The sequence below is a fragment of the Bacteroidota bacterium genome, assembly GCA_016706255.1.
Classification (GTDB): Bacteria; Bacteroidota; Bacteroidia; order Chitinophagales; family BACL12; genus UBA7236.
This window is the reverse complement of record JADJJZ010000006.1, coordinates 786,470-808,132: the sequence shown is the minus strand read 5'-3', so window position 1 is coordinate 808,132 and position 21,663 is coordinate 786,470. Positions and strand designations below refer to the sequence as shown.

The 21,663-nt window shown below is 36.2% G+C and carries 20 protein-coding genes and 1 pseudogene; 10 read left to right on the top strand and 11 right to left on the bottom strand.

What is annotated here, in order from left to right:
- Positions 1-21: 21 nt before the first annotated feature.
- The 4 genes from IPI65_12115 to IPI65_12100 all read left to right on the top strand — a co-directional run bounded on the left by IPI65_12115 (position 22) and on the right by IPI65_12100 (position 3,478).
- Positions 22-330, top strand: a complete 309-nt coding sequence (locus IPI65_12115; GenBank protein ID MBK7442258.1) for a hypothetical protein — start codon at positions 22-24, stop codon at positions 328-330.
- An 88-nt stretch (positions 331-418) separates the two neighbouring features.
- The gene (locus IPI65_12110; GenBank protein ID MBK7442257.1) at positions 419-733 is read left to right on the top strand and encodes a cell division protein ZapA; all 315 of its coding nucleotides are present in this window, start codon (positions 419-421) and stop codon (positions 731-733) included.
- A gap of 71 nt (positions 734-804) precedes the next feature.
- A complete protein-coding gene (rny, locus tag IPI65_12105) occupies positions 805-2,400 on the top strand; it encodes a ribonuclease Y (protein MBK7442256.1) in 1,596 nt (531 codons plus the stop codon).
- A gap of 373 nt (positions 2,401-2,773) precedes the next feature.
- Positions 2,774-3,478, top strand: a complete 705-nt coding sequence (locus IPI65_12100) for a hypothetical protein (GenBank protein ID MBK7442255.1) — start codon at positions 2,774-2,776, stop codon at positions 3,476-3,478.
- A gap of 287 nt (positions 3,479-3,765) precedes the next feature.
- Here IPI65_12100 and IPI65_12095 read toward each other — a convergent pair whose 3' ends face one another.
- From IPI65_12095 to IPI65_12055, 9 genes and pseudogenes are all read right to left on the bottom strand, one after another.
- Positions 3,766-4,671 (bottom strand): hypothetical protein, encoded by a 906-nt coding sequence (locus IPI65_12095; GenBank protein ID MBK7442254.1) that lies wholly within the window; start codon positions 4,669-4,671, stop codon positions 3,766-3,768.
- A gap of 2 nt (positions 4,672-4,673) precedes the next feature.
- Positions 4,674-5,072, bottom strand: a complete 399-nt coding sequence (locus IPI65_12090; GenBank protein MBK7442253.1) for a hypothetical protein — start codon at positions 5,070-5,072, stop codon at positions 4,674-4,676.
- A 62-nt stretch (positions 5,073-5,134) separates the two neighbouring features.
- On the bottom strand, positions 5,135-5,512 hold the full coding sequence (locus IPI65_12085) for a hypothetical protein (GenBank protein MBK7442252.1): 378 nt from the start codon (positions 5,510-5,512) through the stop codon (positions 5,135-5,137).
- A 168-nt stretch (positions 5,513-5,680) separates the two neighbouring features.
- A complete protein-coding gene (locus tag IPI65_12080) occupies positions 5,681-6,232 on the bottom strand; it encodes a fasciclin domain-containing protein (GenBank protein MBK7442251.1) in 552 nt (183 codons plus the stop codon).
- 702 nt (positions 6,233-6,934) lie between these two features.
- Positions 6,935-7,597 carry a phosphate signaling complex protein PhoU gene (gene phoU / locus IPI65_12075; protein ID MBK7442250.1) on the bottom strand — a complete coding sequence of 221 codons (663 nt, stop codon included), beginning with the start codon at positions 7,595-7,597 and terminating at the stop codon, positions 6,935-6,937.
- Between the two features lie 28 nt (positions 7,598-7,625).
- Complete coding sequence (locus IPI65_12070; GenBank protein MBK7442249.1) at positions 7,626-8,381, bottom strand: phosphate ABC transporter ATP-binding protein; 756 nt, start codon at positions 8,379-8,381, stop codon at positions 7,626-7,628.
- A gap of 4 nt (positions 8,382-8,385) precedes the next feature.
- Positions 8,386-9,231: a phosphate ABC transporter permease PstA gene (pstA, locus tag IPI65_12065; GenBank protein ID MBK7442248.1), complete on the bottom strand. Its 846-nt coding sequence runs from the start codon at positions 9,229-9,231 to the stop codon at positions 8,386-8,388.
- A 9-nt stretch (positions 9,232-9,240) separates the two neighbouring features.
- Positions 9,241-10,007, bottom strand: a pseudogene (locus tag IPI65_12060) (phosphate ABC transporter permease subunit PstC).
- Between the two features lie 52 nt (positions 10,008-10,059).
- Positions 10,060-11,019 carry a PstS family phosphate ABC transporter substrate-binding protein gene (locus tag IPI65_12055; protein ID MBK7442247.1) on the bottom strand — a complete coding sequence of 320 codons (960 nt, stop codon included), beginning with the start codon at positions 11,017-11,019 and terminating at the stop codon, positions 10,060-10,062.
- A 251-nt stretch (positions 11,020-11,270) separates the two neighbouring features.
- Between IPI65_12055 and IPI65_12050 the strand changes: the two genes are divergently transcribed.
- Together IPI65_12050 and IPI65_12045 are read left to right on the top strand one after the other, a co-directional pair.
- Positions 11,271-11,918 carry a DUF47 domain-containing protein gene (locus IPI65_12050; GenBank protein ID MBK7442246.1) on the top strand — a complete coding sequence of 216 codons (648 nt, stop codon included), beginning with the start codon at positions 11,271-11,273 and terminating at the stop codon, positions 11,916-11,918.
- A 1-nt stretch (position 11,919) separates the two neighbouring features.
- On the top strand, positions 11,920-12,939 hold the full coding sequence (locus IPI65_12045) for an inorganic phosphate transporter (GenBank protein ID MBK7442245.1): 1,020 nt from the start codon (positions 11,920-11,922) through the stop codon (positions 12,937-12,939).
- A gap of 104 nt (positions 12,940-13,043) precedes the next feature.
- Here the strand turns inward: IPI65_12045 and IPI65_12040 are convergent, their stop codons facing one another.
- Positions 13,044-13,841, bottom strand: a complete 798-nt coding sequence (locus tag IPI65_12040) for an inositol monophosphatase (protein MBK7442244.1) — start codon at positions 13,839-13,841, stop codon at positions 13,044-13,046.
- Between the two features lie 16 nt (positions 13,842-13,857).
- Complete coding sequence (gene lnt / locus IPI65_12035; GenBank protein ID MBK7442243.1) at positions 13,858-15,498, bottom strand: apolipoprotein N-acyltransferase; 1,641 nt, start codon at positions 15,496-15,498, stop codon at positions 13,858-13,860.
- Positions 15,499-15,651: 153 nt separating this feature from the next.
- On the opposite strand from lnt, the gene IPI65_12030 reads away from it, so the two are divergent.
- The 4 genes from IPI65_12030 to IPI65_12015 all read left to right on the top strand — a co-directional run bounded on the left by IPI65_12030 (position 15,652) and on the right by IPI65_12015 (position 21,660).
- Positions 15,652-16,635: a Gfo/Idh/MocA family oxidoreductase gene (locus IPI65_12030; protein MBK7442242.1), complete on the top strand. Its 984-nt coding sequence runs from the start codon at positions 15,652-15,654 to the stop codon at positions 16,633-16,635.
- Positions 16,636-16,666: 31 nt separating this feature from the next.
- Positions 16,667-17,539 carry a hypothetical protein gene (locus IPI65_12025; GenBank protein MBK7442241.1) on the top strand — a complete coding sequence of 291 codons (873 nt, stop codon included), beginning with the start codon at positions 16,667-16,669 and terminating at the stop codon, positions 17,537-17,539.
- Complete coding sequence (locus tag IPI65_12020; GenBank protein MBK7442240.1) at positions 17,539-18,963, top strand: sugar transferase; 1,425 nt, start codon at positions 17,539-17,541, stop codon at positions 18,961-18,963. The genes IPI65_12025 and IPI65_12020 overlap by 1 nt, the downstream gene beginning before the upstream one ends.
- A 186-nt stretch (positions 18,964-19,149) precedes the next feature.
- A complete protein-coding gene (locus tag IPI65_12015) occupies positions 19,150-21,660 on the top strand; it encodes a cation-translocating P-type ATPase (GenBank protein ID MBK7442239.1) in 2,511 nt (836 codons plus the stop codon).
- Positions 21,661-21,663 lie beyond the last annotated feature (3 nt).

The window sequence follows — 21,663 nt, the reverse complement described above, 5'->3', positions numbered from 1 at the left end:
ATACTTACTTTTAGCCTAACAATGAACGCTACACAAGAACAACTGCAGGTTTTGCGCTCCAATTTGGACCGTTTGCTGAGGAGCCATCAGGCTGTTATAAGCGAAAACGACATCCTGAAACAGCAGGTGGATGCCCAACGCAGGGGTTTGGCCGATAAAAACAAAAAAATTGAAGAGCTGGAAAAGCAGTTTGAAATAGTTAAAACAGCCCAAACCATAGTAGCTGCGGGTAGTGGCGACAATCAGCCGGAGGACAAGGCTGAAGTTAAAAAGCGCATCAACGAACTGATTAAAGAAGTGGACAATTGCATTGCAATGCTCAACGACTGAGTCAAAAGTAATCTTACCTCAATTAGCTTTTTCGTAATCTTTACTTAACTTTAGTCCCAATTGGACAAACTGAATACCATAAAAACCAATGGATACTGAAGAAAGCAAATTGTTAAATATTCATGTTACGATTTGCGACAGGCCCTACAGGCTTAAGGTAAAGCCTGAGGAAGAAGAAATTGTGAGAAAAGCAGCCAGATTAATAGCTGAAAAAATAAAAGACCTCCAGATGCAGCATGCAGGTAGCGACAAACAGGATTACCTGGCAATGACAGCGCTCACCATGATGGTGGAACAACTGGGGGAAGAGCATAAAAAACCGGCACCGGTAATATTGGAAACCGATTTATCGGCCGAGTTAGAGCAGCTCAATCAGCAAATAACGAAGGTTCTGCATCCATAAATTTTCTTCCCAAGCGGTATAATTCCTCGGTTTAGTGGTCAGTAAAGGTCCTTCATCATAAAAATATATATATGAACGACATTTTGATGTATGCAATCATTGGCGCAGCAGCCCTGGTTGTAGGTATTCTCTTAGGGCGGCTCATTTTCGGGCAAACGAAAAATCAGAAAATTTTCGCGGACCGTGAAGCCGAAGAAACAATTTCTGCAGCTAAAAAAGAAGCTGAACTTATTATTCAGAAAAGCAAAAACGATGCTGATGCTTACAAAAAAGAAAAATCGCTGGAAATTAAAGACCAGATGATTCAGCAAAAGGCAGAGGTAGAAAAAGAAAGACAGCAAAAAGTGCTGAAACTGGAAGAGCAGGAAATGCGGATGAAACAAAAAGAATCCCAGCTTGGCCAGCAACAGCAACAATACAGTAAAAAAGAGGCGGAACTTAATACGCTTAAAGACAATCTCGCCAAACAACTTGAAGTTGTGAATCTTAAAAAAGGTGAGTTAGATAAAGCTTACGAAACACATATCAGCAAATTAGAAGATGTAGCCAAATTAACTGCCGACCAGGCGCGCACCGAGTTAATGGAAGCATTAAAAGACGAAGCCCGCAACAAGGCGATGTCGCATATAAAAGAAATAGTTGAAGAGGCTAAACTCAAAGCAAACAAGGAGGCCAAAAAAATTATTTTACAAACGATACAACGTACGGCAGCTGAGCAGGCAATTGAAAATTCTGTTTCGGTATTTAACCTCGACAGTGATGATCAAAAAGGTCAGATTATTGGACGTGAGGGTCGTAATATTCGTGCATTAGAAGCTGCAACGGGTGTTGAATTTATTGTTGATGATACACCTGAAACAATTATAATAAGCGGTTTCGATCCGGTTCGCCGTGAGGTTGCCCGTTTAAGTTTACAACGTTTGGTGGCAGATGGACGTATTCACCCGGCACGTATTGAGGAGGTGGTAGCCAAAACCAAAAAACAAATGGAGGAGCACATCAACGAGATTGGTGAGCGTACTGTAATTGAACTTGGTGTAACAGGTGTACATCCGGAATTAATTCGCATGGTGGGACGTATGCGTTTCCGTTCCTCATATGGTCAAAATTTATTGCAGCACAGTCGCGAGGTTGCCAATTTATGTGCTGTTATGGCGGCTGAGTTAGGATTAAATCCGAAGCTTGCAAAACGCGCCGGTTTACTCCACGATATTGGTAAAGTACCTGAGGAGGAATCAGAATTAAGTCACGCGTTGCTTGGAGCGAAATTATGTGAAAAATACGGTGAACATGCAGCCATTGTAAATGCTGTAGGTGCTCACCATGATGAGATAGAAATGCAATATGTTATTGCACCGATTGTGCAGGCATGTGATGCGATAAGCGGTGCTCGTCCGGGCGCACGTCGTGAAATTTTGGAAAGCTATCTGAAGCGTATTAAAGAAATGGAAAATCTTGCGTTGGCAAACGATGGTGTTGAAAAAGCATATGCCATTCAAGCCGGTCGTGAGTTACGTGTAATTGTAGAAGCTGAAAAAGTAAGTGATAAAGTTGCTGAAGAATTATCGTTCAGCATTGCACAAAAAATTCAGGATGAAATGCAATATCCCGGCCACATTAAAGTGACCGTTATCCGCGAAAAAAGAGCAATCTCATTTGCTAAATAAAAACGATAATCAACTTAATAAAAAAGGCTTCCAGTTGGAAGCCTTTTTTATTTTAGCTTAAAATTAAAAGCTCTGCGCGGTCTCCGACAGCGCAGCAGAATCCGGTCTTTGACCCATTGGCAAAAATTAGATTTTTTTATAACGGAAAAAAAAAGTGATTTCGCGTTAAAATTGAAACCACCATCCGGAAGATAAACCTAATGAGGTTTTGTGGTATGTCTATTCATCTTGTTAAAAATATGAAACCCATGCCCATCCGACAGGTAAGCTCAAAGGGGTTGGAATTAAAATTGAAAATTTTCGCAGCTATGCCGACTGAAGACAGCACATTATATTTTTATAACTTTACCCCTTTAAAAACCCGAATATAAACATGTCAGTCAAAGCAAAATCAGAGCGTTTAAATAAATTCTTTTTTGAATTTTTATCGATTTTTATTGGGGTATTTGCAGCGTTTGCGTTGGATAACTGGAATGATAACCGAAAAGATCACATTACTGAAATCAGCATATTACAGGAAATAAATAATGGATTAAAGCAGGATCTTGCGGATATTCAAATAAATATTAAAGGACATGAAAATGGTATTCGTGCAGTTGATCATTTCAGAGCAATTGTGTTAAACGAACAGATAAATAATGATACACTATGGTTTCATTATTTTAATTTATTTCGTGATTTCGTTTCTGTGCAAAATAATTCAGGTTATGAAACATTAAAATCGAAAGGGTTGGAAATTATTGAAAATGACTCACTTCGACCTAAAATTATTTCTTTGTATGAAGGTAATTATAATACCATTCGAAAACTTGAAGAAGAATATGACGAGTTACAGTTTCAGGAAAATTATTACAAAGATTTTAATACAAAGTTAGCACCTTACTACATTTTAGATTCGTTAGGTAATTTAAAAAATATTAAATACCCTGTTACGCTTTCGGAAACGGAAAAAAATCTGCTGCTAACGGATTTACGGAGAATGCGTGGCAATCGCGCATTTATTATACAGTATTATCACGAAGTAGAAGCAAAAGTACAAGCACTGCAGGAGGAAATTAATAAGGAATTAAATGATTAATGTTGAATTAATTAAAGTTCTTTAAAACGAATAAGTACATTCTAGCCCGGATAGCAATGGAGGCCCGTGGCAGGATTTGGGGATTTGTTGATTGAAGATTGAATTATTTTATTATGGTTTATTAGTTGCTAACGATTCATCCACGGCCGGAATGGATAGCCGGTAAGGATGTAACAAAGAACGGGAATGTTGCTGCTCCAAAAAATACAGGTGATAAATTCAACTAATTAAATGGCATAAAAAAAACCCTGCATCTACTCAGGGTTTTTTTAATAAAATAATTGGAATTAATTTTTAAGCATATAGGCAAAACGCAGCGATAAACGCGGACTGGATTTTGTGCCTGCCTCGAGTGTTGAATAAATTGGAATATCGGCTGTAATACCGGCGATATAATTTTTGAATCCAAACTCAAAACCGGAATTTAAAATTACTGTTTCACCATCGGTACCGTGTTGCTCAAGTTTGTGATAATTATCGATGCCATCTTGTTCTGCAGTAAACCCAACATAAGGTGTAAAAACATTATTTGCGTGCATAAAACGTTGTGCAGCAATGAGCGAAAATGATTGTTGGTTGCCAAATTGATATTCGGATTTATTTATCGTATTTAATTTATATGCATAATCGCCAATTAACGTTGTGTTTTTTCGTTTATAAATATAACGCAAACCGGTATGCCAATCGACAGAACCGGAGCCGGTTGAAACCATTGCAGGAACTTTTAAAACTCTGTAATCATCAATAAAATTTCCGGTAGGTAATTCGATTCCCGCTTTTATGGATAAGGCATGTGTGAATTTTGCCATGACATCATTTTTATTGGTAAACAATGTGAAATTTGACAATAATGTTGCATCACCCAATCCGTTAGTTTTAAAAGGAAGTGGTTCGGACGAAGTGCTGAATACATTTGATTTATAGGGAATAAACGCAAGCAGGTGCAAACGATCAGTAATATTATATCCCGCAAAAAAACCTAATTCAAACATAGTGCTTTGTGATGGATTATCTGCTGTTACGTTACTAAATTGATAATAGGAAGATTTAAGCATAAAATAATTATTATGCGCATAACCGGTAATATTATTGTAAGAGCCGGCTATGGAACAACCACATTGATCGCATGCATAAATCTTACTTATTGTAATATTTACAATAAGTAAGATTATTACTACAATTATTTTTTTCATACTTAAGGATTAATTGTAAAATCAATCTCTTCTGTTTTACGGTCAGCATAATTTGTTTCCCATGCTGAAACAATAAAATGACATTCGGTAATTTCGGTTACAGATAAGTCTACATGCTCATGCATCATAAAAAAGGTTTCAGAAGTTGCTGCGGTAAAGTATGCCAATGTATCATCGGTTAAATGATTTATAGCAAACATTTCAACATTACCTAAGGGTTTAGTTCCTTCAAAATCTACTTCCATGTGTAATTCATCGCCGGATGTAAACACGGCACCATCTTCAGGTTCAAGAATAGTAAACGTAACTTCATAAACTACAGGTTCAACGGTATCATCTTTACAAGACTGGATTGTAAGGGTAAATATAATGGCAGTTGCCAAAACAAAAACATTTTTCATTTTTTAAAATTTAAGCGTAAATAAATAAAATTTAACATGTGTGGGGTTACATGCAGAAAGAATTACGCTATAAATTCCGGAGGAGAATAGACCTGTGCATCAGCATTTTGTGCCGTTGGAAAATGAACAGTATTATTTTGTAAAGTAATTGCAACAATAAAATAATTTGTATTTGATGTTGCTGTTACAAAATGTGGTGTATATGCTTTTTGAGTAGTTTGTGTTGGCGCTTCGGCTTCTGCAGATTTACCGGTTTGCTCTGCTAATTGTTTAACGAGGTAACATTTTCCTTCGCAATCCATTTCAGGTTTAGCCTTATTAACACAAAAATTTTCAGCGATGAAATCTTTATTAATAAAGTATCCTGCGTAGGTATAAAATGGCGCAAAAACACCTGACAGGTAGCAAAAGGTAATGACTATGGTAAGGGCGCGCTTCATAACCGAAACGCAAAGTTAATCATTTCACTTAAGGTGTTTATGACTTAAGTCAATGTACCGTTGTTAAAACGAGGTTTTTAATTAATTTAAGTGATGGGATTGACCGAAATCCTTATGTACACAAAAAGAGCGGTCAAGCCCGCTCTTCTGTAAAAAAATCGTAAATACTTATTTAGGTAAAGCTACACGGTCGATTACGTGGATTACACCGTTACTTTGATATACATCGTATGTTGTAATATTGATGAGGTTGCCGTTTTCGTCTTTTAACTGGATATTATGTTCGCCATTCATCATAGCATATAATTTTCCACCACTTACGGTTGTTAATGTTGCCATGCCGTTTCCTTCTTTAATTAATTTCGCAATTGCATTAAAGTCGAGTTTACCTGCAACAACGTGGTAAGTTAAAACTGATGTTAACATGCTTTTGTTTTCAGGTTTTAACAAAGTGGTAACTGTTCCTTCCGGTAAGTTTTCAAACGCATCGTTTACCGGAGCGAATACGGTGAAAGGACCTGCAGATTTTAATGTTTCTACCAAACCTGCTGCCTGAACTGCTGCTACTAATGTGGTGTGGTCTTTTGATTTTACTGCGTTGTCAATAATATCTTTTTTAGGATACATTGCTTCTCCACCTACTGTTACTGTTTGAGCAATGGTGATATTTGAAACAAAAGCCAATGCTACTACTGCTAAAAATTGTGATACTTTTTTCATTTTATACATTTTAATAGTTGAATAATTTATTTGCAACTATTTACGAGGTGGTTGGGAAGTTGGATTTAATTTTGATTAATATTTTTAGGACTGCTTTAAGGGAATTTTAGGGAAAATAGCGGCTGAGGGAGATAATGTGCTGATTAAACAGCCGGGTAATGTGTTGATTAGTGTACTAAATAAACAGCTGTGACTGCAAAGTAGCAAAAGCCGCTCGAGGATTTTGATTTATGGATTGAGCAAAATTAAATAGAATTGAAGCAAAATTGAATGGAGGGATTTATGATTGCGCAAGTTGAGTCGATTTTTTTTATTGAACAAAATTGAAACAAAATTGAACAATCTCGATAGCTACCGAGAATCAAGATTGAACAAAATTGTAAAGAGTTTAAAAGTAAGTTAATTATACTTAGCGTTTCTTAGAGGCCTTGGAGCCTTAGTGGTTTTGGTCACTTAATGAATGGGCGAAGCTAAAGATTAAATTAATTTGATAATGTAACGATGTACCAATTAAACAGCCGAAACCGCAGAGAAACGCAGAGGAAATACATGCGGTGTTCGCGGAGATAGTATAAATTTTATTATTACTATAAATTAAATACTCAAGTATTAGTTATACAAATGTAACCAATAAAATATACATGGGTCAAGCACGGAAGGCTATTATTTACGCACTCATTAAACTGTAATCGAAATAAATAATTATTTCAATTTCGCGTGTTTGAGCACTTTTGCTTCTATGTAGAAAATAATTTCTTCTGCGATGTTTTTTAACTGATCGCCGATGCGTTCGAGTTTGCGGATGATAGAAATGATATATAGTGCATCTGTAATTTTAGAAGGATCACTTTTCATACCTTCTGTTAAATTGTGGATGGCTTCTATATTAATATGGTCAAGATAGTCGTCGCTTTTAAAAATTTTTCTTGCGATTAAGGTATCTTCGTTTTCGAAAGCCATTTTTGTTTCTTCGAGCATGCGGACTGCTGCTTCATACATTGGAATCACATTACTTTCTTCCATTAATTTTTGATCAAGTGGACTGCTGGATTCAATGATGTATTTGGAAATACCTTCTGCAATATCGCCAATGCGTTCAAGGTTATTATTTATTTTAAGTACAGCAAGCACAAAGCGGAGGTCGATTGCCACCGGAGAATACAATGCAATAAAATTTTCCGCAATACGGTCAATTTGTAATTCTTGTCCGTTTACACGTTTTTCAATTTGAATAACTTCTCGGGCAAGGTCTTTATCGAATTTAGTTAATGCTTCTTTTGCTTTGGTTAATTGTGTAGAAACCAACTGAAACATTTGTTCCAATTCTGCTTTTAAATTGTGAACGGGATTATCTATTTGCGACATTGTTTATTATTTAAATGATGATATAAAATCAACCGAATCGACCGGTAATATAACTCTGTGTTTTTTCTTCTTTTGGTGCAGTGAAAATATTTACTGTAGTATCAAACTCAATTAATTCCCCCAAATAAAAAAATGCAGTCCGGTCGCTAATACGAGCAGCCTGTTGCATATTATGTGTAACGATAATTATGGTATAATGTTGTTTAAGTTCAGCAATGAGCTCTTCAATTTTAGCAGTTGAAATAGGGTCGAGCGCAGATGCCGGTTCATCCATTAAGATTACAGTTGGTTTAACCGCAAGTGTTCTGGCAATACATAAACGTTGTTGTTGGCCGCCACTTAATGCTAAAGCTGATTTTTTAAGGTTATCTTTTACTTCATCCCATAAAGCAGCCTGGCGCAATGAACTTTCGCAAGCTTCTTCAAGTGTTTTTTTATCCTTTACACCTCTGATCGTTAATCCATAAACAACATTCTCAAAAATGGTTTTTGGAAAAGGATTTGGTTTTTGAAATACCATGCCCACTTCTTTCCGCAGCTCTTCTACACGAACACGTTTGGCATAAATATTTTTTTCATCAATTAAAATATGACCATCCATAGTGAACCCGTCGATATAATCGTTCATACGATTTAATAAACGGAGAAATGTAGATTTACCACAACCACTTGGTCCGATAAATGCCGTTACGGTATTTTGTCGGATGCGCATGGAAATATCTTTCAAGGCATGAAAATTTCCATACCACACATTTACATTATCTGCTGTTAATTTATAATTCATAATGTTACCACTTAACCTTTTTCTGCCAACGGTTGCGCAAATAAATAGCAAAACCGTTCATAATAAATGTAATCATCAATAAAACAATAATTGCTGCAGCGGCATTTATTGCAAATTCTTTTTCGGGGCGACTAATCCAGTTAAATATTTGCATAGGCAATACAGAGTATTGGTCCATAGGTGTTTTAGGTGCAAACGGCACATAAGTTAATGCCCCCACCACAATTAACGGAGCTGTTTCGCCAACTGCTCGCGACAAAGCTAAAATTACACCGGTTACAATTCCACCGCCTGCAGCAGGTAATATTTGTTGTGAAATAGTTTGCCATTTTGTTGCTCCCAATGCAAAACTTGCTTCGCGAATTGTTTTAGGTACAGCTTTAATTGCTTCACGTGTTGCAACAATTATGATTGGGAGAATTAATAACGATAGGGTTAACGCTCCTGCTATAACACTATTTCCCAAACCAAATAAACGAACAAATACTTCTAATCCCAAAATACCATAAATAATAGAAGGTATACCCGCGAGGTTGGTGATATTAATTTCTAAAATATTTGCCAGTCGCGATTTTTTACCATATTCCTCCAAATAAATTCCCGCAGCTACACCAACAGGTATTGCAATTAATGCAGTTAATCCCAATATCCATACAGTTCCCATTATGGCAGTATAAATACCCGCATTTTCTGCTTTACGCGAAGGAAGGTTTTTAATAAACTCCCAGTCTAAACGACCAAGACCATCCATTAATATATTAATTAAAAACACACTAAGCATAATAATTCCAAATGCAGTGCATGCAATTGCCCACCATTTGAAAATATTATTTTTTAAGCGATTATTCATGCTGTTGTGTTATTCGTATTTATGATAAAATTTCTTTTTCACTCTTGCTGATATGGTGTTGAGCACAAATGTAAACAGGAACAACATCATACCTGCGCTGAATATTGTTTTAAATTCGAGTGAACCTTGTGGAACATCACCCATCGATACCTGCACAATATAAGTTGTAATGGTTGCAATTGGAACGGTTGGATCTAATGTTAACCGTGGCTCCAAACCGGCAGCTACTGCAACAATCATTGTTTCACCCAATGCCCTTGAAATGGCAAGAATTATTGAAACAATTATTCCTGAAGAAGCGGCGGGAATTAATACACCAAAAGCGGTTTGAAATTGTGTAGCACCTAAACCATAACTTGCTTCGCGCAATGATTTTGGTATTGTAAAAATGGTGTAACGACAGTCAGTGCAAAAAAACCATACACTACAGTTGGAATTGCTGCTAAAATTTCTAAAACCGGTTTAATGGTTTGTCTGATTTTAGGATGTGCATATTCATTTAAATACACTGCAATACTTAAACCAATTGGCAATGCCACCATTATGGCAATAAATGTTGTAAGAATTGTTCCGCAGATGAGCGGGAGAATACCAAAATGTTTATCCGAAAAAAGTGGAGTCCATTGTGTGTCGGTAAAAAATTCAACAAATGAAACCTCTTTAAAAAATAAAACTGTTTCATATAACAATACCCATAAAATACCAATGGTAGTTAAAACAGTAATAGCACCGCTAAGTGCTAAAAAAAATTCTATTATCTTTTCTTTCCGCTTCACAATAAAAAAAATTGTTCAGGCAACAAATGTATTGCCTGAACATGATAAAATATTAATTCATAGGTTTTTGACCTTCGATATCTGTTTTCAGTAATGATTTTTGTTGTTCATATACTGCAGCTTCACATGGCACATAACCAACTTCTTTACTTAAAGCAGGTGCATTTTCAAGGAAAAATGTTACAAATGCCTGCACTTCAGGACGAGCCATTGCTTTTTCGCTCACATAAATAAACAGTGGGCGTGATAAGGGATCGTAAGTTTTATTCAATACTGTTTCCTGAGTTGGGATAACACCTGTTCCGTTACCATTATCGATAGGAACAATTTTTAATTGCTCTTTATTATTTTCGTAATACGCCATTCCGAAATAAGCTAAACCACCTTTATCGCCGGCCACACCAGTTACTAAAGTGTTATCGTTTTCGCTAGCAGTATAATCACCACGGCTGTCACCTTTTTTACCACAAATTTCTTCGGTGAAATAATCAAAAGTTCCGCTTGCAGTACCTGCACCATATAAATGAAGTGGTTCATCAGGGAAACTTGCTCTTACCTGTTTCCAAGAGGTAATTTTACCTTGGGAAGCAGCTGACCACATAATTTTTAACTCTTCAACCGTGAGTTTATCTACCCAGGTATTTTCTTTATTAACAACAACTGCTAAACCATCATAAGCAACCTCTAAAGCAAGGTATTTTATGCCGGCTGAGTCGCAAGCTGCTTTTTCGCTGTCTTTGATTGGACGTGAAGCGCCGCAAATATCGATTTCACCGCGACCAAATTTTTTGAAACCACCACCGGTTCCTGATTCGCCCACTGTAACTCTGGCTTTTGGGTTTTTGAGGCCAAATTCTTCAGCCATAGCTTCGCTCAAAGGAAACACTGTGCTTGAACCGTCGATAGATATTGTTCCCGAAATTTCGGCAGTTTGCCCGTTTTCGGTTTTGTTACCACCGCAAGAGGCTAATCCAACTGCAGCAAGTAATACGAATGTGATTTGTTTAAACATAGCTTTGTATTAATGAGGGCGAAGGTATCTGAGGTATATTAAGTTAATATTAAGCCATTGTTTCTTTTATGCTCAGATAAAGATTATTTAATTTTGAAAGTGCCAAAGTGTAGCTTTATCAATGGTTTGGCCAATATTAAGCCAATGTTAATTCAACGTAATGTTTATATGAAGAATGACTTTTGTGTTAAATAATTATTTTATTAACATTTAATTTAGCTCCCGTTAACAATAACTTAAACTACGAACGTATGTCAATCGACAAAGTACTTAAATTCTTCCAACCGAAGGACAAGACATTTTACCCGCTGTTTGGCAAGGCTGCCGACAATATTGTAACCATTTCGAACATGCTTTTGCAGTGTGTTAAAGAAACCGATAATGAGAAGCGTGAGGCTATCATTAAGGAAATTGAGCATGCTGAGCATATTGGAGATGAGATTACCCATGAAATTATGAATAACCTGAATACGGTATTTATTACACCGTTCGACAGGGAAGACATTCACTACCTGGCATCCACCATTGATGATGTGGCCGACCATGTTAAGGATGCGGCTTTACGTATTAAATTATATAAACCACATAATGTGCCATCTGCCGTGATAAAAATGGCTGAATTAATCTGCGAGGGCGCAGTTAAAGTAAAAGCTGCCATTGAAGAGTTACGTGATATGCGCAATATAGAAAAGCTGCGTAAAATGATTATTGAGATTAATAATGTGGAAAATCAGAGTGATGCCATTTTCGAATTGGCATTAACCGACCTTTTTGCTAACGAAAAAGATCCTATTGAAATAATCAAAATCAAAGATATTATTGCAAAAATGGAAAGCGCAAGCGACCGTTGCGAAGATATCGCGAATGTGATTGAGTCTATCATCGTAAAAACTACATAATATGTACGGTATAGAACCCATTATTATTATAACAGTTGTTTTAGCCTTGGTATTCGACTTCATTAATGGAGCCAACGATGCTGCCAATTCTATTTCAACTATTGTTGCTACCAGGGTGTTGAGCCCTACAAAGGCAGTTATTTGGGCTGCGTTTTTCAATTTTGCTGCGTTATGGATTTTTCAAACAACAGAAGTTTCTAAAACCATGAGTCGTGGTGTAATTGATAAAGCAGTTGTTGATGGCGATAATTATTTTATTTTTTGTTCATTAATTGGTGCTATTACCTGGGGCTGGTTATGTACTCGATTCGGTATGCCAATCAGTTTATCACATACTTTAATTGGCGGATTAATTGGTCCGGCATTAGTTAAAGCAGGCCCTAGTGCTTTATTATGGTTCGAGCCTGACCATAAAGGCATAGGCTGGATTGGTGTATTTATTTTATTAGCCCCAATTATCGGATTGCTGATTGCATATATATTGCAGATAATTACTTTTTGGGCATTTAGGCGAACGCGACCGGGAAAGGTTGATGGATTTTTTCAGGTAATGCAACTTGTTTCTTCTGCTGCATTTAGTTTAGGGCATGGCAGTAACGATGCGCAAAAAACTGCCGGTATTATCATTTTATTACTTGCATCTGCCGGACATACAAGTATTGATGCACCTCCTGATTGGATATTTTATATGTGTTATACCGTAATCGGATTAGGAACATTAATTGGTGGATGGAAAGTGGTAAAAACCATGGGACATAATTTAACGCCACTAAAACCAATGGGTGGATTTTGTGCTGAAACTGCAGGTGCAATTACCTTATTCGGAACTGCAGCTATCGGTATTCCAGCATCAACCACACATACCATTACCGGTGCAATTATGGGTGTTGGTGCTGCAAAAAGAGTAAGTGCCGTTCGCTGGAGTGTTGTAACTAAAATTGTTTGGGCTTGGGTATTAACTATTCCGGCAACAATGCTATTAAGCGGATTAGTATATCATATTGTATCATTCATGGTTTAACAGCAACAATATTATTTAATTATAAAAAGCGCGATTTAATGATTGCGCTTTTTTTATGCGCGATGATTTTTGAATTTGTTACGAGATTATTTATTCAAATTAAGTCATGGCATTAAAGCAACACCCTTTAATACTTCCTCTTTTATTAATGGACTACAGGCTACAATTTGGCCTTTTGTAAAATCATCCCCGCCGGAAAAATCGCTCACAAATCCGCCTGCATTTTTTACAATTATAATTCCACCTGCAATATCCCATAAATTTAAAAACCCTTCGTAATACACATCCATTCTGCCACAAGCAATGTAACATAAATCTGTTGCTGCTGTTCCAATGCGTCGGATATCTCTTCCGTTATCTAAAAAATACTTTAATGTTGCTGCAATTTTTGTAGTTCGCTCTGGTGTTCTGATATAGGGAAATCCCGTTGCAATTAGTGCATCCTGTAAAGTTGCACAAGGTGAAATTTGAATTACCCTTTCATTACAATATGATACACTTCCTTTCCAGGAATAAAACATTTCATCATGCACCATTTCATATACTACACCTAAAATAATTTCATGGTGATATTCCAGTCCGATACTGATACTGTACGCCGGAATTCCATGCACATAATTCATAGTGCCATCTAAGGGGTCGATAATCCAGTTGTAAGGCAGGTCACTTTGTAAAATTGTTTTTTCTTCGGTTACAAATCCGGCTTCAGGAAATAAATGTTGTAGTTTTTTTACTAATTCTATTTCAGCATTTTTATCTACTTCAGTAACAAAATCACGAACACCTTTTTTCTCAATAGTTATTTCCGTAAAATTTTTTCTTGCTTCGCGGATGTAATTCCCGACCGGGCGCACAATTTCAATAACCGATTTACATAACTGTGCTAATTCTTTTTCCTGCATCATATATTCATCCGCTTTACTTTTTTACAAAAAACTTTTTTCCCAGTGTAAATAGCAATAATAATCCGGAAATCCATAATGCAAATCTGGCCAGGTAATCACCATGTTGAGTGTAAAAAGTTATATCAGTATTCACCGGCAAGTCTGCATTAATTACTGCGTCTTCGCGCCACTGTGTAGCCTGCGATATATCACCACGTTGGTTTATAAAACAACTTGTACCTGTGTTTGCACTTCTGGCAATACATCTTCTGGTTTCAATACTGCGCAATTTTGCGTATTGGCAATGTTGTTTATATCCATTTGTATTTCCCCACCAGCCATCGTTGGTAATTATAAAAATTAATCCGGCACCTTTAGTTACATAATCACTTACATATTCACCAAAAATACTTTCGTAACAAATAACCGGAGCAACGCCAATATTATTTTTATTAAAAAATACCGTGCGTTCTTTTTGCATCCCTAAGCTGCCGGATATACCACCCAGGTCAATTGCCCATTTACCAATAAATGAAAAAAATCCGGGATAAGGCATGCGCTCAACACCGGGAACTAATTTTGATTTATTATAATAGCCGACAGGTCCTTCACTATTTACAGCTAATGCCGAATTGTAAATATCGTAATACATGGTATCAGGCGGACTACTTGGTTTAATGTGAATACGTGCTGTTGCACTAATGTCTTTTTTATCAGTATATTCTTCAAAACCATTTATTCCAATTACGGCAGTTAAATTTGGAAAACTATCAATGGCTTTACGTAAATCGCGGACAGGCTTTTGATATTTTAATTTATCGAGCCATATTTCATCCTGCACTGATGTCTCCGGCCAAACAAGAAAATCGGTAGTATCACTAATTTTTTGTAGTGATAATCCAATCATTTTTTCCATTTGCATGCGATATGGAATTACAAATTTTTCTGTGTAAGGATCAAAATTAGGTTGTAATACTGTTATATTTTCAGTTTTACCTTTTTCTTCATAATGCGCATACATAAATTTTGAAATCCCTATAGGTATGATTATTAATGCAACAATTATTATCGAAGCAGAAATATTTTTTTTGTTACCCTGAAGTGCATTTTCGGTTTTAAAAAAGTAAGGTTTAATCAATAAATAAATTAATGTATTTACAATTAATACCCAAAGTGTTCCTCCAAAAACGCCTGTGTATTCATACCATTGAATCCAGGTATGGTTTTGTGCAAATACATTTCCAACAGACAACCATGGCCAGGTTAATTCCCAACGAAGGTGAATAAATTCAAAACTCATCCAATAAACAATAAATGAGAGGTAGCCGATTTTATCACCAAATTGTTTCCGCGTATTTCTCGCCAGCATAAACGGAACACTCATTAAAATCGGATTGGCAATAATGGCAAATAATCCTCCTGCCAAACTTGCATTACTTACCCACCAGGTAGTAAGTAAATTCCACAAAAGCAATCCGGAATAAATGAGCAACCATGTTTTAAAACCGGTATAACGGGCTGCTGCTTCCGAAATCATTTTATCGCCAATAAACAAGGGTACAAAACCAATAAAAATCAAAAAAGTAAATGGCATTGGCGGCCAGGCAGCCCATAAAATGAGTCCTGAAAGAATGGGCAACAGGAAACTATTGAAAATGGAGTTTTTTGAAAACATATTGATAATCGGCAGTGAAGATAGCGCATTTTTTATGCCGTAAAATGGCATCCTGTGTTATTACACATACAACTTTAATAAAACGTGGACATTTAAATTGGTATTTTATATATCTCTCACAATGAATAAATTAAATTTGCCCCAAATCAAACTATGGTCAAAATTGGTGTATTAGGGGCTGGGCATTTGGGTAAGATCCACCTCAGGTTGCTGAAAGAAATATCTGACTTTGAGGTAGTTGGCTTCTTTGACCCGGATGCAGCTAACGCCAAATATGCTGAAGAAACCTTTAACATACCAAGGTTTAACAGCATTCATAAGTTAATTGAGGTGTGCGATGCCGTGGATATTGTTACACCTACCATTTCCCATTACGATTGTGCCCGGGCCGCACTTAAAAAAGCAAAACACATTTTTGTAGAAAAGCCCCTTGCTAATACGGTTAGTGAGGCCAAATACATCATGGCTTTGGCTCACGAGGCCAATGTGAAGGCTCAGGTAGGCCATGTGGAGCGGTTTAATCCTGCCTTTTTGGCTATTCAGGACCTTAATTTGCAACCAATGTTTATCGAATCGCACCGCTTAAGCACCTTTAACCCCCGTGGTACCGATGTTTCTGTTGTTTTAGACCTTATGATTCACGATATCGATATTGTTTTGCATCTGGTGCATTCAAATGTTAAAAAAGTGAGCGCCAGCGGGGTTAAGGTTATCAGCAACCAACCTGACATCGCAAATGCCCGTCTCGAATTTGACAACGGTTGTGTGGCAAATCTTACAGCAAGTCGTATTTCCATGAAAAAAATGCGTAAAATGCGTCTTTTTCAGCGCGATGCTTATATTGCAGTAGATTTCGGGGAAAATATGACGGAAATATTAACGATGAGTGATGCTAAACCCGGTGATGAAGCGTTAACTATAGAAATAAATACCGGAGATGCGTCGAAGAAAAAATCCGTAAAAATGGAGAAACCGGCAATTGTTGCAGGAAACGCCATAAAAATGGAATTAGAAATGTTTGCAAAAGCAATCATCAACGATACAGAAACTCCGGTTACCATTGAAGATGGATATCGTGCTTTACAAGTAGCACATATGATTCTTCATAAAATTGAAAAAAATGTTGCCTACAGGTAACAAACTAAATTAACGAGTTGAAATTGTTATAATGCAGAAAATTAAATTGTTGTTTTTGAGTGGATGTGCTGCTTTGTTCATGTTTGGTTGTGAGTTAATTAATCCTGATGAGCAAATACCATCCTATGTATATATTGATAATTTCACCTTTACTACTAATTTAGAAACTCAGGGTTTCGCTTCGTCCAAATTACCGGATGCATGGGTTTATGCCAATAACGAATTTATTGGTGCTTTTGAATTACCGGCAACAATTCCGATTTTGGCTGAGGGTGCAACAGAAATTATTGTTTATCCCGGAATTAAAGAAAATGGAATTTCCGGAACAGGAATGATTTATCCGTTTTACAATCCGTATACCATTACAAGAAATCTGACTGCGGGGGCAACAGATACTTTGCATCCTGCAACCAATTATAAAAATTCATCTGCCATTACTTTTTTAATGGTGGAACGTTTTGAAAGCAGTAATCCTTTTTACAGTGTAATTCCGGATGCTACTTTAACTACAACAACAGACCCTGAACTCGTATTTGAAGGAAACCGTTCAGCCATAAGTTATTTAACGAATGTTGTAGATACTTTTTATGTGCAAACAAGTGACCCTTTATTTTTTCCAACTATTGATCATCAGTTATTTTTGGAATTAGACTATAAATGCGATATTCCTTTTAATGTGTGGATGAAATGTAAAACAGTTAACGGCAATTCCATTTATGATGAAGTGCTCACAGTTACAGCTAAAGATTACTGGAATAAAATTTATATCAACCTAAATCCAAGTCTACAATATTTTGCAGCATCACAACCGGAATCATACGGCATCGAATTTAGGGCAATAAATACACTCGATACAGCTGCTCAAATTTTGTATGACAATATTAAAATTATCCAGTCGAAATAATGCGATTTAAAAAGAAAATCGGAATACTCACCTATATCCTGTTGGATTATATAGCAGCAATGCTGGTATGGGCCGGTTTATTTTTGTATCGTAAATTTGTGATTGAAGATTTACCTGTAGATATTAATCGTCAGGTATTTAACGATAAAAACTTCTTTTATGGCATATTCGCCATTCCGCTTATTTGGATTGTTTTACATTTTATAGCAGGATCTTACACCGACATTTATCGCAAATCGCGATTGGCGGAAATAACAAGAACTTTTGTTGTTTCATTTATCGGTGTATTGATCATATTTTTTGCGCTTTTACTGGATGACTATGTAAGTGATTATCGCGATTATTATCAGATATTCTTTTTATTATTTGGCGGACAATTTTTGGTAACGGTTTTATTGCGCATGGTAATTTTAACCAGAGCAAAACGGCAATTACAAAAAGGTGTTGTTGCGTATAATACCATAATTATTGGCAGCGACCAGCGTGCAGCTTCCATACATCAGGAAATTATTCATTACAAAAAATCGCTGGGTTATGCATTTATCGGATATGTGGAAGCAAACGGCAATCACGGTTCCGAATTAGATAAATACATGCCCTGCTTAGGCAACTTAAAACAACTCAGTGACATTATTAATTCAAGAAATGTAGATGAGGTAATTATCGCTATTGAAACTTCAGAACATCATTTATTAAATGAAATAATTGATAAGCTTGCTGAAAAAGGCAATATTGTAATTAAAATTGTTCCCGATATGTATGATATATTATCGGGAAGTGTGAAAATGAGTAATGTGCTCGGTGCAGTATTGATTGAAATTTATCCCGATTTAATGCCACGCTGGCAACGCACAATTAAACGCGGAATTGATATTACGGTTGCACTGTTTGCATTTTTAATTTTATGGCCCTTATACCTGTTTATTGCCATTAAAGTTAAACTATCATCTAAAGGTCCAATTTTTTATTATCAGCAACGTGTTGGCATAAATAACAAACCATTCACCATAATAAAATTTCGTTCAATGTATACCGATGCTGAACAACATGGTCCGGCATTAAGTAGCGAAAATGATGAACGCATTACACCTTGGGGCAGAGTTATGCGCAAATGGCGTTTTGATGAATTACCACAAATATTTAATATCCTGAAAGGTGAAATGAGTCTAGTTGGCCCACGACCTGAACGCCAATATTATATTGACCAAATTACGCAAATTGCACCTTCCTATAAACATCTCCAAAAAGTAAAACCGGGTTTAACAAGCTGGGGAATGGTGAAATTTGGTTATGCCAGCGATGTGAGTCAAATGGTGCAACGTATGAAATACGACCTGCTTTACATTGAAAATATGAGCCTGGCCATCGACTTTAAAATTATGTTCTACACTGTTCTGATCATTTTTCAGGGAAAAGGGAAATAACGCCTGCATTTTAAATTTTATATGTGTTTTTTTTGGGGGGGGAGATTAAATTTATTTCCGGATGGTAAATTGATCCATTTGCTTTAAGTGTATTGCATTAAGTTAATTCCCCGAATGGTGATAATAATCACTTGGTACGAGTTGCTTTATAATTAACTTTAAGTTCTACATTTTCAGGGCATCATTATGGAGCATAAAAGTTATAATGGCTTAACGGAGCCGGAAGTGCAACAGAACCGTTTAAAATTTGGTACAAACGAAAATACCCAGGTAAGTCAGAAAAAATTATGGCACCTCATTTTCGGTATTATTAAGGAGCCAATGTTCATTATTCTGGTTGTTGCATCTATTATTTATTTCATTTTAGGTGAATCAGGAGAAGGGTTTATCATGATTGGCGCCTTATGTTTTGTTGCCGGAATTTCTTTATTTCAGGAAAACAGAAGTAATAATGCTGTAGAAGCATTAAAAAAATTAACCGATGCCGGTGCGAAGGTTATCAGAAATGGCGCAACTATTACTTTACCTATTGCCGATATCGTAGTTAATGATATTTTAGTTTGCGAAGATGGTAATATAATTCCGGCAGATGCTGTTTTGCTGGAGGCACATGATTTTTCAGTAAATGAAAGTACATTAACAGGTGAATCATTAGCGGTATTTAAATCACCGGGTGATGAGCCCGTTCCAATTTATAAAGGCACCTTAGTTGTTACCGGAGCATGTATAGCTCAAGTAACTGCTATTGGTAGCACAACTTCGCTTGGAAAAATTGGTGAAAGTTTAAACAAAATTGTTATCAGCAAAACGCCATTGCAACAGCAAATGAATAAATTTATTCAGCAAATGGTAATTGCAGGTGTAATTGCATTTTTTATTGTTTGGGGAATTAATTTTTACACAACAGGAAGTTTTTTACAAGGTTTATTGCATGGTTTAACATTAGCCATGTCTGTTTTACCGGAAGAATTACCGGTTGCTTTTAGTACTTTTTTAGCCTTAGGCGCTTACCATTTATATAAAAAAAATGTAATTGCACGTTCGCCACAAACGGTAGAAGCTTTAGGTGCAGCTACAGTAATCTGCACCGACAAAACCGGCACATTAACAGAAAATAAAATGCAGCTTGCCGCGATTTATGATTTTGAATCAAAAAAAGTTTTTGATTATACAAATAATTCCATTGAAGCCGGTAAAGTTTTAGAATACGCTATGTGGGCTTCAGAAGTAAATCCTTTTGACCCAATGGAAAAATCAATTCATGATGCATATGGCACTGTAAATAGTATTGATTTACGCAAACAATTTAAAATGGTGCATGAATATCCATTGTCAGGTTCACCACCTGTTATGACACATATTTATCAAAATGATAAAAGCGAAACTATAATTGCGTGCAAGGGTGGTGTTGAAACAGTTTTGGCGCAATCCAATTTAAGTGATGGCGACAAAAAAATAATCATGCAACAAACAGAACAATTTGCTTCGCGTGGTTTTCGCGTTTTGGCTGTTGCATTGGTAGAAAATACTACAACAAAATTTCCGGTTTTACAGGAATCATTTATTTATCATGTATTAGGTTTAATTGCATTTTATGATCCGCCTAAAAAAAATACTGCTTCCATTATTGAATCATTTTACAAAGCCGGCATTCAGGTTAAAATGATTACCGGCGATTATGCAGCAACCGCTCTGGCCATTGCGCAACAAATCGGATTAAAAAGTGAAGCTGCTGCCCTGACAGGAAACGAAATAATGGAAATGGATGATTCAACGCTGTCGAAAGAAGTAAGCAAAACCAATTTATTTGTGCGCATGTTTCCGGATGCAAAATTAAAAGTGGTTGAAGCGCTGAAAAGAAATGGTGAAGTAGTTGCCATGACAGGAGATGGTGTAAATGACGGGCCTGCACTAAAGGCTGCACATATTGGTATTGCAATGGGCAAACGTGGAACGGAAACTGCAAAACAAGCTGCTTCGTTAATTATAACTGATGATGATATGCAACATATGGTTGAGGCTGTTGCTTTGGGTAGAAGAATTTATGAGAACCTGAAAAAAGCAATTCGTTATATTATCAGTATTCATATTCCCATTATACTTATCGTAACAATTCCATTATTATTGTTTTGGGATTTTACTGATTTTTTTAATCCAATCCATGTAATTTTTTTAGAATTAATTATGGGACCTACCTGCTCTATCATTTTTGAGAATGAACCTGCAGAGCCCGATAGTATGCTGAAAAAACCACGGACAGTTCAGCAAAACTTTTTTTCGATGAATGAATTATCGCTTAGTATTTTGCAAGGATTGGTAATTACAGCCGGTTGTTTAACTCCTGCTTATTTTCTGATGCATAATGGCTACGATCAAACATTCGTACGCAGTTGTATCTATTCGATTTTAATATTTAGTAATCTTTTACTTACATTGGTTAATCGCTCATTCTTACAATCCATTTTTGTAACTCTAAAATATAAAAACAAATTAGTGCCTTTGATTTTAATTATCTCTATTGCTATTTTGTTAGCATCTCTTTATATTCAACCGGTTCAAAAACTTTTTATGTTTGTCCCTTTAAAAATATCTGAATTACTTATTTGTTTTGGTATTGCTGCTATATCAGTTTTATGGGTTGAATTACTAAAAAAGCGTTATCGTTTACGCATAAAAAAAGGGCAATTAAATAGTTAATTG